This window comes from Devosia sp. LC5, assembly GCF_000735585.1.
GTDB lineage: Bacteria > Pseudomonadota > Alphaproteobacteria > Rhizobiales > Devosiaceae > Devosia.
This window is the reverse complement of record NZ_JNNO01000003.1, coordinates 1-15,661: the sequence shown is the minus strand read 5'-3', so window position 1 is coordinate 15,661 and position 15,661 is coordinate 1. Positions and strand designations below refer to the sequence as shown.

Annotated in this window: 14 protein-coding genes and 1 riboswitch; of the genes, 10 read left to right on the top strand and 4 right to left on the bottom strand. The window is 62.7% G+C overall.

Features of this window, described 5'->3' with window-relative positions; all coding sequences use genetic code 11:
* Nucleotides 1–25 precede the first annotated feature (25 nt).
* A riboswitch (TPP riboswitch) is annotated at nucleotides 26–139 on the top strand.
* From FF80_RS02385 to FF80_RS02370, 4 genes are all read left to right on the top strand, one after another.
* Complete coding sequence (locus tag FF80_RS02385) at nucleotides 131–739, top strand: YkoF family thiamine/hydroxymethylpyrimidine-binding protein (RefSeq protein WP_035097281.1); 609 nt, start codon at nucleotides 131–133, stop codon at nucleotides 737–739. It overlaps the preceding riboswitch by 9 nt.
* Nucleotides 740–872: 133 nt before the next feature.
* Nucleotides 873–1,661: an ABC transporter permease gene (locus FF80_RS02380; protein ID WP_035097279.1), complete on the top strand. Its 789-nt coding sequence runs from the start codon at nucleotides 873–875 to the stop codon at nucleotides 1,659–1,661.
* Nucleotides 1,658–2,413, top strand: coding sequence for an ABC transporter ATP-binding protein (locus FF80_RS02375; RefSeq protein ID WP_035097278.1), 756 nt, complete (start codon nucleotides 1,658–1,660; stop codon nucleotides 2,411–2,413). Before FF80_RS02380 ends, FF80_RS02375 begins: the two co-directional genes overlap by 4 nt.
* Nucleotides 2,410–3,414 carry an ABC transporter substrate-binding protein gene (locus FF80_RS02370; RefSeq protein WP_035097277.1) on the top strand — a complete coding sequence of 335 codons (1,005 nt, stop codon included), beginning with the start codon at nucleotides 2,410–2,412 and terminating at the stop codon, nucleotides 3,412–3,414. Before FF80_RS02375 ends, FF80_RS02370 begins: the two co-directional genes overlap by 4 nt.
* A 265-nt stretch (nucleotides 3,415–3,679) precedes the next feature.
* Here the strand turns inward: FF80_RS02370 and FF80_RS02365 are convergent, their stop codons facing one another.
* From FF80_RS02365 to FF80_RS02355, 3 genes are all read right to left on the bottom strand, one after another.
* Nucleotides 3,680–4,627 carry a substrate-binding domain-containing protein gene (locus tag FF80_RS02365; RefSeq protein WP_035097276.1) on the bottom strand — a complete coding sequence of 316 codons (948 nt, stop codon included), beginning with the start codon at nucleotides 4,625–4,627 and terminating at the stop codon, nucleotides 3,680–3,682.
* Between the two features lie 79 nt (nucleotides 4,628–4,706).
* Nucleotides 4,707–5,729 (bottom strand): ABC transporter permease, encoded by a 1,023-nt coding sequence (locus FF80_RS02360; protein WP_152558233.1) that lies wholly within the window; start codon nucleotides 5,727–5,729, stop codon nucleotides 4,707–4,709.
* Complete coding sequence (locus tag FF80_RS02355) at nucleotides 5,707–7,248, bottom strand: sugar ABC transporter ATP-binding protein (RefSeq protein ID WP_035097273.1); 1,542 nt, start codon at nucleotides 7,246–7,248, stop codon at nucleotides 5,707–5,709. The genes FF80_RS02360 and FF80_RS02355 overlap by 23 nt, the downstream gene beginning before the upstream one ends.
* 207 nt (nucleotides 7,249–7,455) lie before the next feature.
* Here FF80_RS02355 and FF80_RS02350 point away from each other — a divergent pair, with 207 nt between their 5' ends.
* Nucleotides 7,456–8,478, top strand: coding sequence for a LacI family DNA-binding transcriptional regulator (locus FF80_RS02350; protein ID WP_035097272.1), 1,023 nt, complete (start codon nucleotides 7,456–7,458; stop codon nucleotides 8,476–8,478).
* Between the two features lie 86 nt (nucleotides 8,479–8,564).
* On the opposite strand, the gene FF80_RS02345 is transcribed toward FF80_RS02350, so the two are convergent.
* Entirely contained in the window at nucleotides 8,565–10,166 is a 1,602-nt protein-coding gene (locus FF80_RS02345) for an ABC transporter substrate-binding protein (RefSeq protein ID WP_035097270.1), read from the bottom strand.
* A 127-nt stretch (nucleotides 10,167–10,293) separates the two neighbouring features.
* Between FF80_RS02345 and FF80_RS02340 the strand changes: the two genes are divergently transcribed.
* From FF80_RS02340 to FF80_RS02320, 5 genes are all read left to right on the top strand, one after another.
* Complete coding sequence (locus FF80_RS02340; protein WP_035097269.1) at nucleotides 10,294–11,001, top strand: FadR/GntR family transcriptional regulator; 708 nt, start codon at nucleotides 10,294–10,296, stop codon at nucleotides 10,999–11,001.
* 110 nt (nucleotides 11,002–11,111) lie between these two features.
* A complete protein-coding gene (locus FF80_RS02335) occupies nucleotides 11,112–12,422 on the top strand; it encodes a GH1 family beta-glucosidase (protein WP_035097268.1) in 1,311 nt (436 codons plus the stop codon).
* A 177-nt stretch (nucleotides 12,423–12,599) separates the two neighbouring features.
* Nucleotides 12,600–13,637, top strand: coding sequence for an ABC transporter substrate-binding protein (locus FF80_RS02330; protein ID WP_035097267.1), 1,038 nt, complete (start codon nucleotides 12,600–12,602; stop codon nucleotides 13,635–13,637).
* Between the two features lie 5 nt (nucleotides 13,638–13,642).
* Nucleotides 13,643–14,674, top strand: coding sequence for an iron chelate uptake ABC transporter family permease subunit (locus tag FF80_RS02325; RefSeq protein WP_244445690.1), 1,032 nt, complete (start codon nucleotides 13,643–13,645; stop codon nucleotides 14,672–14,674).
* Nucleotides 14,671–15,432 carry an ABC transporter ATP-binding protein gene (locus FF80_RS02320; protein WP_035097265.1) on the top strand — a complete coding sequence of 254 codons (762 nt, stop codon included), beginning with the start codon at nucleotides 14,671–14,673 and terminating at the stop codon, nucleotides 15,430–15,432. The genes FF80_RS02325 and FF80_RS02320 overlap by 4 nt, the downstream gene beginning before the upstream one ends.
* Nucleotides 15,433–15,661 lie beyond the last annotated feature (229 nt).

Below are 15,661 nucleotides of genomic sequence, written 5' to 3'. Positions count from 1 at the left end.
TTGCCGCCGCAAGCTGATTGATTGCGCCCATCCACAGGGGTGCTCCGTATAGCCGGGGCTGAGACGCGGGCGGCAAGCCTTCAAACCCTAGTAGCTGATCTGGGTAATACCAGCGGAGCGAGGCGGGGCTATGTATTCTGGCGCACAAATTTCCATCTATCCTATGGCCGACGATTTCGTCGGCGTCATCCTGGGCGCGCTGAGCGCGCTCGATCCCTATCGCGATCGGCTGCAGGTGCAGACCGACGATATTTCCACCCTGTTGGTCGGGGCGCCCGAAGTGCTGTTTCCGGCCATGCGCGACCTGTTCGTCGCGGCGGCGAAAAGTGGCAAGCATTGCGTGCTGCATGCCACGATTTCGCGTGGCTGCCCGGGCGAGCCCGACGATGCGGTCTGCTACACAACCGAATATGGCGGGCCCGTGCTGCCGCTCGAGCAGCGCAAGCAAATGGCGCTGGATTCCGTGCAATCAGCCCCGGTGACCGACATGCCGAGCGCGGCGCAATTTTCGCTCTACGTGATGGATACCAATGATCACATGGACGAAATCTACGGTTGCATCGACTTCCTCAAGCAGTCCGGCACCTTCGATCGGGCCAAGAATTTCTGCACCAAGCTGGGCGGTGACGCCGGCGCGGTCTTCGCCACGGTGCAGGCAGCGCTCTGCCGGTTTGGCCCGCCCGAGGGACACGTCACCATCGACCTGACGGTCTCCGCCAACAGCCCGACCCCGCGCTAGCTCACGCCCAGCAGACCTCATGGTGAGCCTGTCGAACCACGAGGTCGTGCCCGCCATGGTGCCACGGCCTCGTCCTTCGACAAGCTCAGGATGAGGTCTGTTGGGATATCGCGCCCACCCGGAAAATCCCCCCATGTCCACATCGCGCGCAATCGCGTCCAGCCTCGGCAGAATCGCCCCGGCCCTGCTCTCGGTCGGTACGCTGATCCTCGCCTGGGAAGCCTATGCCCGCCTCTCCGGCATTTCCCCGACCACCCTGCCCGCCCCATCTCGCGTTATCGCTCAGGCCGTACAAAACTGGCCCGCGCTGCTCGAGAACACGCTGCCCACCATCAGCGCCACCCTGTTGGGCTTTGCCTGCTCACTGGCTGCGGCCTTCATCTTCTCGGTGCTGATCGACTTTTTCAAACCGCTGCGGCGGGCGCTGTTTCCGGTTTTCATCATCAGCCAGACGCTGCCGCTGGTCGCCATCGCCCCGCTGATCGTGCTGTGGTTCGGCTTCGGGCTGGCGCCCAAGATCATGCTGGTGGCTTTGGTCACCTTCTTTCCCATGCTGGTGGCGCTGGTGCAGGGTTATGCGGCGACCGAGGAGGATATCGAGTCCTTGCTGGCCTCGATGGGCGCCTCCCCGATGCGCATATTTCTCCTTGCGCGGCTACCATCGTCCCTGCCCTATTTCTTCGCGGGCCTGCGCATTTCCATCACCTATGCGGTGGTCGGCGCGATCTTTGCCGAATATGCCGGGGCGGCGAAGGGGCTGGGCATCTACATCCTCAACGCCAAGAACAATTTCCGCCCCGATCTGGTGCTGGCCGCCGTGCTGATCAGCGCCACGCTGACGCTGGTGTTGTTCGGCATCACAATCCTGATCCAGCGGCTGGCCATGCCCTGGGACAAGCTGGCCGCGGAGCGCAAGCCATGAGCGCGGCAAAGCTGGAATTGCGCAATCTGCACAAGCGCTTTGGCGATCTCGACGTGCTGGCCGATATTTCGCTGTCAGTGCGGCCCGGTGAATTCGTCTCCATTCTCGGCCCTTCCGGCGCCGGAAAATCTACCATTTTCAAGCTGCTGACCGGCGGATTGCGGCCCGATGGCGGCGAGATCCTCTTCGACGGAACGGCCTTGGCCGAGGAGACGCAGCCCTTCGCCTTCATGCCGCAGCGCGATGCGCTGATGCCCTGGCGGCGGATCATCGACAATACGACGCTGGGTCTTGAAGTGCAGGGCATGGCCCGCGATTCTGCCCGCCAACGCGTTGCGCCCCTGTTCGCCGAATTCGGACTGGATGGCTTCGAGCAGCATTATCCGGCGCAATTGTCCGGCGGCATGCGCCAGCGCGCGGCCTTGCTGCGCACCGTGGTACAGGATCGCGCCATGCTGCTGCTCGACGAGCCGTTCGGCGCGCTCGATGCTCTCACCCGCAGTGGCATGCAGCGGTGGCTGGAAACCATGTGGGAGCACCACAATTGGACCGCCCTGCTGATCACCCATGATGTGCGCGAGGCGGTTTTCCTGTCCGATCGCATCTATGTGCTGACCGAGCGCCCGGCCCGGGTGCTGCGCGAAATCATCGTGCCCCTCTCCCGCCCGCGCCGCGACCTGGCCTCGCCCGAGGCCAGCGCCATCGAGGCCGACATTCTAGAAACCCTGCTCAATCCCCCATCGGAGACGTGACCATGCTTTCCCGCCGCAGTTTTTTCGCCGCCATGCTTGCAACAAGCCTGATCGCCACACCCGCTTTGGCCCAGACGCGAAAGGTCACCATGGCGCTCGACTGGACGCCCAATACCAATCACATCGGCCTCTATGTGGCTCAAGCCAAGGGCTTCTACGCCGAGGCCGGGCTGGACGTGGATATCCTGCCCTATAGCGACACCTCGGCCGGTGCGCTGGTGGCCAATCACGTCGCCGATTTCGGTATTTTCGGCACCATATCGCTGATGACGCAGCGCACTGCGGGCGCCGATCTGGTGGCCACTTATGCTGTGGTGCAAACCGAGACCGGCCGGCTGGTGTTCTATGATGATCGCACCGATATCCAGACCCCCAAAGACCTAGACGGCCTCACCTATGGCGGCTTTGGCAGCGACTGGGAAAATGCGCTGATCGGCAACATCATCCGCCACGATGGCGGCAAGGGCGAGTTCGAAACCGTGACCTTGGGCACTTCGGCCTATGAGGCGCTGGCCAATGGCGCGGTCGATTTCACGCTCGAAGTCTATACCTGGGAAGGGGTCAAGGCTGAGCTCGAAAACGTGGCACAACGCGCCTTCCGCTATGCCGACTTCGGCGTGCCGGACCAGCACACCACCTTTATCGGCTCGAGCCAGGCCTATCTCGACGCCAATCCCCAAACCGCCGCGGCTTTCATGGCGGCGACCCAGCGCGGCTTCGCCTTTGCCGTCGAGCATCCCGATGAAGCAACCGACATCCTGCTGGCGGCCAATGAAGGCATGCTCGACCGCCCCCTGATCCGCGCGTCGTTGCAGGCGCTGATTGACGGCCATTACCTGCAAACCGCCGATGGGGTAATCGGCACGATCGACCCGGCCAAAATGGAAGCCACCGGGGACTATCTGTTCAAGGCCGGGATCCTGCGCGACGCCGATGGCGCTGTCGTGGCGGAACGGCCCGATTTTGGGCCGTACTACAGCAACGCGTACTTGCCGGAGTAAGGCACAGCCCTCCTAACCACCACATCTGATTATCGCCAGCAGATCGAGGCACCAACGCCTCCCAACCACCGCATCTCCCTCGGGCCTGACCCGAGGGCCACTCGCCGTTCGCGCCGGGTTGAAAAAGGCCCTCGGGTCAAGCCCGAGGGAGAACCGTGGTTGCGACGCGCCCGGCGACCACCACGAAAAACAAGGGCTCTTCGCCCACCCTGCCATAGGCACAAAAAAGGGGCGCCTGAGCGCCCCTTTGCGTATTGCAAAAAACTTAGAACGGGCTGTCCGGGAAGTAGAACTGCTCGGCGTTTTCCTGGGTGATCAGTGGCGAACCCAGGATATAGCTGCCAGTGACCGGGCCATTGGAGATGAAGTGGTTGACCGTCACGTCCATGGCCGTGGCGATCTGGGCCGGCGGATAGAGCACATCGACGGGGACCAATGCGTCGCCATCCATCACGCCCTTGACGATTTCCTTCATGCCGGCGCCGCCGACCACGAACATTTCGCTTTCGCGCCCGGCCTGCTTGATGGCCTCGACCACGCCCAGGGTGATGTCGTCATCCTGTGCCCAGACGCCGTCGATATCGGGGAAGCGAGCCAGGAAGTCCTGCATCACTTCGAAGCCGTCGTCGCGGTTCCAGTTGGCGAACTTGTTGTCGAGCACGTTGATGCCCGAACCTTCGATGGCGCCCATGAAAGCGTCGAAGCGTTCGGTGTCGAGCACGGTGGGAATACCGCGCAGGATGACGATGTTGTCGCCCTCACCCAGACGGGTCTTCATGTATTCGGCGGAGTTCACGCCCATTTCGGTGTTGTTGCCCGAAACATAGACGTCCTGGATGGACGGGTCGGTCAGGCCACGGTCGACCACGGTGATGAAGGCACCGGTATCGGCGACAGCGCGGACCGGCTCGGTCAGCGGTTCGGATTCAAACGGCAACACCACCAGCGCCTGGATCTGGTGCACCGAAACCAGGTCTTCCAGGTCGCTGGCCTGATCGGCCGGGCCGTCGGCCGTCACGATGATGATGTCGATATTGGGATTAGCGGCCTCAAGGCGCTTTTCCGCTTCGGCGGCGTGCCAGTTCAGCCCGCCCATGAAGCCATGGGTGGCAGCTGGAATGGAAACGCCGATCTTGATCTGGTCCTGCGCGACGGCCGCTCCGACCAGCGCGCTGGTGGCCAATAAGCCCAGTGCGATTGCCTTCAAAGACATATCTAAAAGTCCTCCCTACCAATGTTTGGCGCCGCAAAATGGCGCCGGTGATCCCGCCCCTTGCAAAGGCGTGAATTGCTTATTCAGCCTTCTTCCGCCTGGTGCGGAGCGAGCCGCGCTGCAGATAGACCGCCGCCACGATGATCACGCCCTGCACTGCCCCATTGAGGTAGTTGGAGATGATCTCGGTGAGATTGAGAATATTGCCGATGGCGGTGAGGATCAGCGCGCCGATGACGGTGCCCCCGATACGCCCGAAGCCGCCCTTGAGCATGGTGCCGCCGATGATCACCGCGGCAATGGCCTCCAGTTCCCACAGCACGCCCGTCGCCGACGAAGCCGAGCCCAGACGCGGCACATAGATGATGGTGGCCAGCGACACGCACAGCCCCTGCAGCACGAAAGTCGCGGTGCGGACGCGATCGACCTTGATGGCCGAATAGCGCGCCACATGCTCGTTGGAGCCGATAGCCATGCAATAGCGGCCAAAGGCAGTGCGATTCATCAGCACCCAGCCGATAATAGCCACGAAGATGAACACCCAGACCGGAATGGGGATGCGCAGGAAGCTGTCATAATAGACCGGGCGATAGATATCGCGGGCGCCCGAGGCCAGCGACAGCGTGCCGCCATCGGCGAAATAGGTCACCAGAGAGCGGTAGATGCCCATGGTGCCCAGCGTCACGATAAAGGCCTCGATCTTGGCCTTGGTGGTCAAAAAGCCATTGATGAACCCCGCCCCCACGCCCAGGATCAGCGAACAGCCGACGCCGATCAGCACGGTCCAGATCGAGGCGCCCATCGAGCCCACGGCCCAGTTCATGACGATGATCATGACGCCGGCGATGAACGCCGCCATCGAGCCCACCGACAGATCGATGCCGCCGGCGGTGATGACGAAAGTGGCCCCCACCGCGATAATGCCGATAAAGGCCGAGCGGGTCAGGATATTGGTGACATTGCCTTCGTTGAGAAAGGCGGGATTGAGCGAATAGCCCAGGATCACCAGCAGGACGAGCGCCAGCAGCGGCCCCAATGTCTTGAAGTCGATGCGCAAGCCTTTGACCGGCTTGGCTGCCTCATGCGTTGATACGCTCATCATCCCCACCCTGCTTGATGCCTGCGGCGTACCGCATGATTTCTGCTTCCACGATTTCGGCGCCTTCGAGCCTGCCCGCCAGGCGCCCCTCCCGCATCACCAGCACGCGATGGCTCAGCCCGATCACCTCCTGCATCTCCGAAGAGATAACGATGATGGATTTGCCCTCGGCGGCCAGTGCCGCGATGATGTGATAGATTTGCTGCTTGGTGCCCACATCGATGCCGCGGGTCGGCTCATCCATGATGATGATGTCCGGCTCGCTTTCCATCATCTTGCCCAGCATCAGCTTCTGCTGATTGCCGCCCGACAGCTGACCCACCCGCACCGAGGCGTCGCGGGCCCGAATATCGAAGCGGCGCACGGCGCGCTCCAGCGCCTTGGCCTCGCTATTGCTGTCGAGGAATATGCCTTTGAGGTGCTTTTTGAGCGTCAGCAGCGTCAGGTTCGGCTGCAGGCCCACATTGAGCAACAGCCCCCGGCCCTTGCGGTCCTTGGTCATATAGGCGAGCCCCGCGCCGACCGATTGCCCCACATGGGCGAAATTGGCGCCTTTGCCGGCAACGGAAACCTCGCCCTCGCTTTTATGCGTCAGCCCGACAATGGCCTCGGCCACCGCGGTGCGGCCCGAGCCGATCAGCCCGGCAAAGCCCAGGATTTCGCCCTTGCGCAGATCGAAGGAAATGTCCTTGACGCCCGGCGCCTTGAGCCCGCGCACCGACAGCACCACCGGCGCATCGACATCGGGCTCGTGCTTGGGCGGGAACAGGTTGGACAATTCGCGCCCCACCATCATCTGGGCAATGGAATCGGGCGTCAGCGCTTCGGTGCCGACCGTTGCGATCAATTGCCCGTCGCGCAGCACGGTGACGCGCTGGGCCAGCTCCATGATCTCGTCGAGCTTGTGCGAGATGAAAATCACCGCCACGCCGCGCGCTGTCAGCCGCCGGATTTGCTCGAACAGGGTCTCTGTTTCCCCCACCGACAGCACGGCGGTCGGCTCGTCCATGATCAGCACGCGCGCATCGCGGCTGATGGCCTTGGCGATTTCAACCATCTGCTTGTCGGCCACCGACAGCGTATTGATGCGCGCATCGGGATCGACATGCACATGCAGCCGCTCCATCACGGCGACGGCGCGCTTGCGCATTTCGCCCAGGTCGAGAAAGCCGAATTTCTTCAGTTCGCGGCCGAGAAAGATCGAATCCGCCACGGTCAGGTGCTCGGCCAGATTGAGTTCCTGGTGGATCAGCACGATGCCCAGCGCCTCAGCCTCGCCATTGGGCGGCAGCGTCACGGTCTGGCCGTCATAGCTGATCGTGCCGGAGGTGGGCTGTTCGATGCCCGACAAAATCTTGATCAGGGTGGATTTGCCCGCGCCGTTCTCGCCGATAATGGCGTGCACTTCGCCCGGCTTGATGTCGAAATCGACACTGAACAGCACCGGGATTTCGCCGAACGACTTGGAAATCCTGTGCGCTGACAGAATGGCCTGCATTGGCGTGCCTGCGGCACTGTTCATCGTGGCATCTCCCCCATGAAAACGCGGCAGGTTGCCCCCGCTCTTCGTTCCGTGAACAGTGATGTAAAGGTTTTCATGATTGATGTAAAGGTTTACACAGGCAGAAAAGTGTATAAGCCTTGCCGACGGATATGGCGGAACCCGCGCCTTCTGCTAAAGGCAGCAAAGCGGGACGCCCAAGCCGGATCGCGCGGGGCGGAGCGCCAATTGCAGCACCAGAAGCTGGCCACGATAGAAGACGTTGCGGCGATTGCCGGCGTGTCGATCGCCACGGTCAGCCGCGCCATCAACGAGCCCACCAAGGTGGCCGACGAAACGCGCCGCCGCGTCACCGAGGCCATCGCCCAGACCGGCTACACCACCAATGCCATGGCGCGCTCGTTGCGCATGCGCCGCTCCAACATGATCCTGATTCTGGCGCCCGATGTGGGCGACCCGAACTTCTCCAATATCCTGGTGGGGCTCGAAACCGAGGCCAGCAAGCGCGGTTATGGCGTGCTGATCGGCAATACCCAGAACGATCCGGCGCGCGAGGCCGATTACCTGCGTTTCATCAGCTCCAACCAGGCCGATGGGCTGATCCTGTTCACCGGCCACCTGCCCTATGGCTATGGCAATGATGCCGGGGAATCCCGCCTGCCGCCCATGGTGGCGGTCAATGAGCCGGTCTCCAATAGCGACGTGCCCTTTGTCGGCGTCGACAATTTCGAGGGTTCGCGCATCGCCGCCGAGCATCTGATTTCCCAGGGCCATCGCCGCATCGCCTTTATCGGGCGATCGACGAGCAAGGCGGTCAATATCCTGCGTGAAAAGGGCTACCGCGCCGCACTCGAGGGCCATGGCATCGCCATCGATCCTCGGCTGATCCTCGATGGCGACGGCACCACCGAAAGCGGCCGCGCCGCCACCGAGCATATGTTCGTGCGCGACGTGCTGCCCACCGCGTTTTTATGCGTCAATGACGTCACTGCGCTGGGCGTCATCATCGCACTGACCGCCCGGCGCTATGAACTGCCGCGCCAGTTTTCGGTGATGGGCTTTGACGACATCACCTTTGCCAGCTTCGTCTCCCCTTCGCTGACCACGATGAAGCAACCCCGCCTCAAGATCGGCGAGGAAGCCATGGACCTGCTGCTGGCGCTGCTGCAGGGCAAAAGCGTCGAGCGCAAACAGGTGCTGCTGCGCAGCGAGTTGATCGTGCGCAATTCCGTGGGCCAGGTCGGGCGGTAGATCGGGGAACTGGCGCCGGCCGGTCGGGAGCACCGGCCAGCGCTCTGGGCCAAATGGGCCGCCTCTCTTGGGGCGGCCCGTCCGGCTTACTGCGCGTCGGTCTTGCTGACGCCTTCGACGCGGGTCAGCGACCAGGGATGGCCGACATAGCCCTCCACACGGGCATTGACCACGATGGGCTCGAAGCGCTCGAACATAGGCAGCACGGCCGGCTTCTGCTCGATGAACAATTCCTGGATCTGCTGGATCAAGGCGAGGCGCTTGTCGTCGTCGCGTTCGCTATTGGCTTCCACCCGCAGGGCGTTGAGCTCGGGAATGTCCCAGGCCGAGCGCCACACGAAATTGCCGGCATTATTGGCTTCCAGCGAATTGTCCGGGTTGGAGGCAAAATTGTCCAGCGAACCCAGAGCCGTCGGCATGAACGAGCCGGTCTGGGGGATCAGCAGGTCGAAATCACGCGCCCGGTGCGAAGCAACGATATCGGCGCCATTGCCCTGCTGGATGCTCACGGTGATGCCGATTTCGGCAAGGCTGGCCTGGATGGCGGTGGCCATATCCACGCGCGGCGTCTGCGCAATGGTCTTGAGCGTCAGCTCGAAACCATTGGGATAGCCAGCCTCGGCCAGCAATGCCTTGGCCTTTTCGGGTTGCAGCGACCAATCGGGGTTTGGGATAGCACCCAGCCAGTCTTCCGGCACCGGCACGTTGCGTACGCGGCCATAGGAACCCAGAATGGTGTCGGCAATGCCCTTGTAGTCGATGCCATAGGCAATGGCTTCGCGCACCAGCGGATTGCTCAGCGGCTCTTTGCCGGCATTCATCGCCAGCACGTAATAGCCGCCGGTCTTGACCTGATCGATGACGAAGCCGTCCTGGTTTTCAAAGGTACGCACATCCGAAGCGGTCAGGGCATTGGCGATATCGATATCGCCGCGCTCGAGCATCAGGCGGGCGGCCTGGCTTTCGGGCACGTGGCGCATCAGCACGCGGCGGATGGCCGGCGCTTCGCCCCAGAATTGCTCATTGGCTTCCAGCATGACGATGTCATTGGGCGTCCAGCGGCGCAGCACATAGGGGCCCGAACCGGCCGTATTGGTGCGCAGCCATTCATTGCCATAATCGTCATTGCTGACGTGCTTTTGCACTTCGACGCTGTCGACGACGCTGGAAACGCCCATGGCCAGCCGGTACAGCAGCGCCTCGGGGATGACCTGATCGGTGAATTCGATGCGGAAGGTCTTCTCGTCTATGGCCGAAACCATGGACTCGATGTTGTCGGCGGAATAACCAGCCGTCTTGAAATTGGTGGCCGAGGATTGGTCCAGCTTCATCAGCCGCACCAGCGAGAATACCACGTCATTGGCGGTCACCGGATTGCCCGAGGCGAATTTGGCCTCGCGCAGATGGAAGGTGATGCCGGTCTCGTCGATATCCCAGCTTTCGGCCAGCTGCGGTTTGATGGTGTTGCCGTCGGCCTGGTCGGAAAACACCAGCCGGTCATAGGTATTGGCCAGGATTTCCTGGGTCTTGACCTCGGTGCCTTGCTGGGGGTCGAGCGACAGGACCTGGGCCAGCGAGGTGCCGATGACCAATTGGTCATTGGGCGTCGCGGCGAAGGCCGCCGGCGCCGTGGCGATCATGGCGGCAAGCGCCACGCCCGCCGCCAGGCGGGAACAAAAATGCTTCATTGATTTCCTCCGTGAATACCACACCAACATAATATGTCGGTTGTATCTCGTATTATGATTACGGCTTTTGCAGGAAATGGCAAGAGTGCTGTGCTAAAAGGTCCTCCGAGCGACGGGGAGGGTCGAGATGGACAGAACGGCAACAAGGCGGCGGCCACGCATGGCGCAGACGCTGGTCGATACACTGCGCCAGCAGATCGAGGCGGGGGCATTGCCCGTGGGCGCACAATTACCCACCGAGCCGCAATTGGAAGCGCAATTCTCGGTGAGCCGCACTGTGGTGCGCGAGGCGATCACCGAATTGCGGGCGGCGGGGCTCGTCACGCCCATTCAGGGCAAGGGCATGTTCGTCACCGACAGTTCCCAGACCCCGGCCATTGTGCTGACCCCGCGCGAAATCCAGAGCATCCCGCAAACGCTGGAAATGCTGGAGTTTCGCATTGCCGTCGAGACCGAAGCGGCGGCCATTGCCGCCCATCGCCGCTCCGCGCAACAGGAAGAAGCCATCCGCACCGCCAATCAGGACATGGCCAACCAGATCGAGGCCGGCAGCGACACGATCGACGCCGACTTCGCCTTTCATCTGGCCATTGCCCAGGCCACCAATAATTTCTACTTCGCCGATACGCTCACCCGCTTCGGCAAGCGCGCGATTCCGCGCGGGCAATTCCCCACCCTGCCCAGCGCCAATGACGAGAGCTATCTGCAGGGTGTTTTGGCCGAGCATGAGCGAATCCTTGAGGCCATCGCCGACCAGGAACCCGAAGCGGCGCGCGCTGCGATGCGGGATCATTTGCTCGGCAGCCAGAAGCGTTATCGCCGCCTCAAGCGTTGAGATCGCTGGACAGATCGTAAATTCATAGTATGTCATACTTCTAGATGTGATCCCTGCTGCAGCGGGCAGATCACCTTGAAAGCCGCCGGCCGGATAAGGACGAAAAGACCATGTTTTCACACAAGCGCGCCGATTTCGGCCCCGATTTCCTGTTCGGCGTCGCCATGGCCGCCCACCAGATCGAGGGCGGGCAGCAGGATGGCCGCGGCCCCTCCATCTGGGACACCTTTGCCGCCACCCCGGGCAATATCAAAAATGCCGATAACGGCATGATCGCCTGCGATCATTACAATCGCTGGCCGGAAGACCTCGACCTGATCCGCGACGGCGGCTTTGGCGCCTATCGCTTTTCCTTTTCCTGGCCTCGGCTGATCCCCGAGGGGACGGGCGCGCTCAATCCGGCGGGCTTCGACTTCTACGACCGGCTGATCGATGGCATGCTGGAGCGCGGCATCAAGCCGCTCGCCACCCTTTATCACTGGGATCTGCCCAGCGCCTTGCAGGATCGCGGCGGCTGGATGAACCGCGACACCGCCAAGGCCTTCGCCGATTACGCAGCCATCGCAGCGCAGAAATTTGGCGACCGGCTGACCAGCATTGCCACCTTCAACGAGCCGTGGTGCATCACCGTGCTCAGCCATTTCCTGGGCATTCATGCGCCCGGTTATCGCGATGTGCGCGCCGCCGCCCGCGCCATGCATCATGTGCTGCTGGCCCATGGCATGGGCATCAAGGCGATGCGCGAGGCCGGCTTCAAGGACAAGCTGGGCATCGTGGTGAACATGGAAAAATGCGATCCGGCCAGCGATACACCCGAGGACATCGAAGCGGCCGCATTGGGCGACGCCATCTTCAACCAGTTCTTCCTCGATGGCGTACTCAAGGGCAGCTATCCCGAAAAGGTCACCAATATCCTTGAGCCGCATCTGCCGAAAAACTGGCGGGATGACATGACGACCCTCAACCAGAAACTCGACTGGATCGGCATCAATTACTATACGCGCTCGCTCTACAAGGCCGATCCGAGCGTGCCGGTCTTCCCCTTCACCCAATCGCGCGGGCCGCTGGAAAAATCCGATCTGGGCTGGGAAATCATCCCCGAGGCGCTGACCGAATTCCTCGTCCGCGCGTCAAAGCGTTATCCGGGCCTGCCCATCTATGTCACCGAAAACGGCATTTCGGAAACTGACGAAACCAGGCGCACCGCCTTCTTCGACAAGCACTTCGCCGCCATGATCGAGGCCCAAAAACAAGGCGTCGACCTGCGCGGCTACATCGCCTGGACCCTGATCGACAATTTCGAATGGGCCGAAGGGTATAATCCCAAATTCGGCATTGTCGGCATGGACCCGGTGACGCGCGACCGCCTGCCGAAAGACACCTATTACGCCTTCAAGAACATGCTCGCGCGCCAAGGCTAGCGCCGATCTGGAAATATCCAGCCGGCACCGTCCCCTCCACCGTGGGCGCGTTGTGTGGACGCACGCAACACCCAAAAATTATGATCATCACACTCTTGTTTTTCTCCCGCATGACTTGATACATGGCGCGCGAGCCGGCTGCCTCCTGCGCGCGGCTTGCTGCCAATAGGATCTTTCATGCTTGCTTCCATGTTCGCCGGCCAGGCGCGAAACTACCTCGCCTCCAGCATTCTGCTCTCGCTTGCTCTATCGGCCCCGGCCTTTGCCGCGCCGACCAGCTATCCGCTGACGTTGGAGAATTGCGGGGTCGAGGTCACCTTCGACAAGGCGCCGGAGCGGGCTGTGGCCCTGGGGCAGAACAGCGCCGAGATCATGCTGATGCTGGGTCTGGAAGACCGCATGGTTGGCACCGCCTTCTGGCCGACCAAGGTGCTGCCCGAACTGGCCGAGGCCAATGAAAAGGTCAAGCTGCTGACCGTGGAATCGCCCAGCCTTGAAGCGATCCTGGCCGAACAGCCCGATTTCGTGGCCGCGCAATTGCCCATCCTGCTCGGCCCCGACAGCAAGGTCGCCAAGCGCGACGACCTGAACAATCTGGGCATCGGCAATTACCTGGCCCCCGGCATCTGCAATACCCGCCAGGATACCGGCGACGCCTATGGCAGCCGCGACGCGCTGTGGAACATGGATCTGCTCTATCAGGAGATCGACGAGCTTTCCCAGATCTTCGACGTCGCCGATCGCGGCCAGGCGGTGATTGCCCAGTTCAAGGCCCGCGAAGCGGCCCTGCGCGCCCGCGTCGCCGGCGGCGATGCCGACCCGTCCTTCGTGTTCTGGTTCTCCAGCCCCTCCCCGTCCGACGATGCTTATCTGGGCGGCAAGAATGGCGCTTCGGGCTATATCGCGGACCTTTTGGGTGGCCACAATGCCATCACCACCGAGGCCGAATGGCCGACGGTGAGCTGGGAAGGCATCATGGCGGCCAATCCCACCGTGCTGGTCATAGCCAGCCTTGATCGCAACCGCTGGGAACTCGACAATGCCGAGACCAAGCGCGCCTTCGTCACCACCGACCCGGTGGTCAGCCAGCTGCAAGCCGTGCGCGAGGGCCGTATCGCGGTGATGAACGGCGCGGCCATGAACCCGACCATCCGCACCATTTACGGCGCCGAGGAGCTGGCCGGTCAGCTTGAGGCCTTTGGTCTGATCAAGTGAGCTTTATCAGCCGCAATTTTGGCGGGCAGGCCGGTCTGGGCCTGCTCGCTCTGCTCGCCCTGGTGCTGCTGGCCCTGGCCATTGGCGCGGGCGTGGGCATTGGCGAATTGCCGATCCCGCTCAATACCACCTATCTGGCCATCACCAATCGCCTGGGCTGGACCGCGGTGCCGCTCGATCGCATCCATGAAAGCGTGATCTGGGATTATCGGCTGAGCCGCGCCCTGGTCGCGGCCTGCTGCGGCGCCGGGCTGGCGCTGTGCGGCGCGATCCTCCAATCGCTGCTGCGCAATCCGCTGGCCGAACCCTATGTGCTGGGCGTGTCGGCTGGTGCCTCCACCGGCGCGGTCGCGATCATCGTACTGGGCTTTGGCGCTGGCACGGTCAGCATCTCGGCAGGAGCCTTTGCCGGCTCGCTCGCCGCCTTTCTCTTCGTGGTGCTACTGGCCAGCGGTTCGCGCGGCGGGGCCGATCGCACCATCCTGGCCGGCGTGGCCGCCTCGCAATTGTTCAACGCGCTCACCTCCTACATTGTCAGCACCTCGGCCAATGCGCAGCAGGCGCGCGATGTGATGTTCTGGCTATTGGGCAGTTTCGGCGGCGTGCGCTGGCCCGAATTCCAGCTCGTGCTGGTCGTGGTGCTGATCGGCTTTGGCGTCTGCATGTATTATGCCCGCGCGCTCGACGCCTTCGCCTTCGGCGATGATGCAGCCTCCTCGCTCGGCATTTCGGTGGGCCGGGTGCGGGTCATCATGTTCGCCGTCACCGCCATGATGACCGCCACCATTGTCAGCATGGTGGGCTCCATCGGCTTTGTGGGCCTCGTCGTGCCCCATGCCGCGCGCTTCATTGTCGGGCCGTTGCATTTGCGGCTCTTACCAGCCTGTGTCGCCGCCGGGGCCATTTTCATGGTCCTGGCCGACATCGTCTCGCGGGTCATCCTGCCCCAGCAGATTCTGCCCATCGGGGTGGTCACGGCGCTGATCGGGGTGCCGTTCTTTTCGGTCATTCTCTATCGGGCACGGCGGGCAGTATGACGATCAGGGCAGAAAATCTCAGCTGGAAGGCGGGCAAGACCATTATCGTGGACGATGTCTCGCTGGCCGCGGAGCCCGGCAAGATGCTGGGCCTGCTTGGCCCGAACGGCTCGGGAAAATCCTCGCTGCTGCGGCTTTTGGCCGGGCTGCGGCGCGCCCATGGCGGGCAAGTCACGCTGGACGGCATGGATTTGGGCCGGATCGGAAGGCGCACGCTGGCCCGCCGCGTTGCCCTGGTCGAGCAGCATGCCAATACCGACGCCAATGTCACCGTGCTCGATGTGGTCCGGCTGGGCCGCACACCGCATCGCTCGGCGCTGTCGCCCTGGACCATGGCCGATGACACGGCGGTCGAGACCGCCTTGGGCCGTGTCGGTCTCACCGAGCGACGCGGCCAGTTCTGGCAGACGCTATCGGGCGGCGAGCGCCAGCGCGTGCATATCGCCCGTGCCCTGGCCCAGGCGCCCACCGAGATCATCCTCGACGAGCCGACCAATCACCTCGATATCCAGCACCAGATCGAAATCCTCAAACTCGTTGCGGGCCTGCCCGTCACCAGCATCGTGGCCCTGCACGATCTCAACCACGCCGCCATGTTCTGCGACCGGCTGGCGGTGATGAACAAGGGCAAGCTCGTCGCCCTCGGCACGCCCGAAGAGGTGCTGACCCAAGACCTGCTGCGTGAGGTTTTCGGCATCCGCTGTCACATCGAAACCTCGCCGCATAGCGGCAAGCTGCATATCCATTATTTGTTTTGAGAACGGAGAGCCACGATCCGCCTCCCTCCCCCTTGAGGGGAGGGATTGAGGGTGGGGGTGCTGAAGCCTCCGCAGATATCGAACGGGAGGTAGCCGCAGCACCCCCACCCTAGCCCCCCCCTCCAGGGGGAGGGGGATGGATCGGGGGCCTCCCGCCGCGAACCTCCCCCCCTCCAACCGCCCACCAAGAGATTCGCCTGCCCCGTCGGCCACGGCCGCCCCGGCCAGG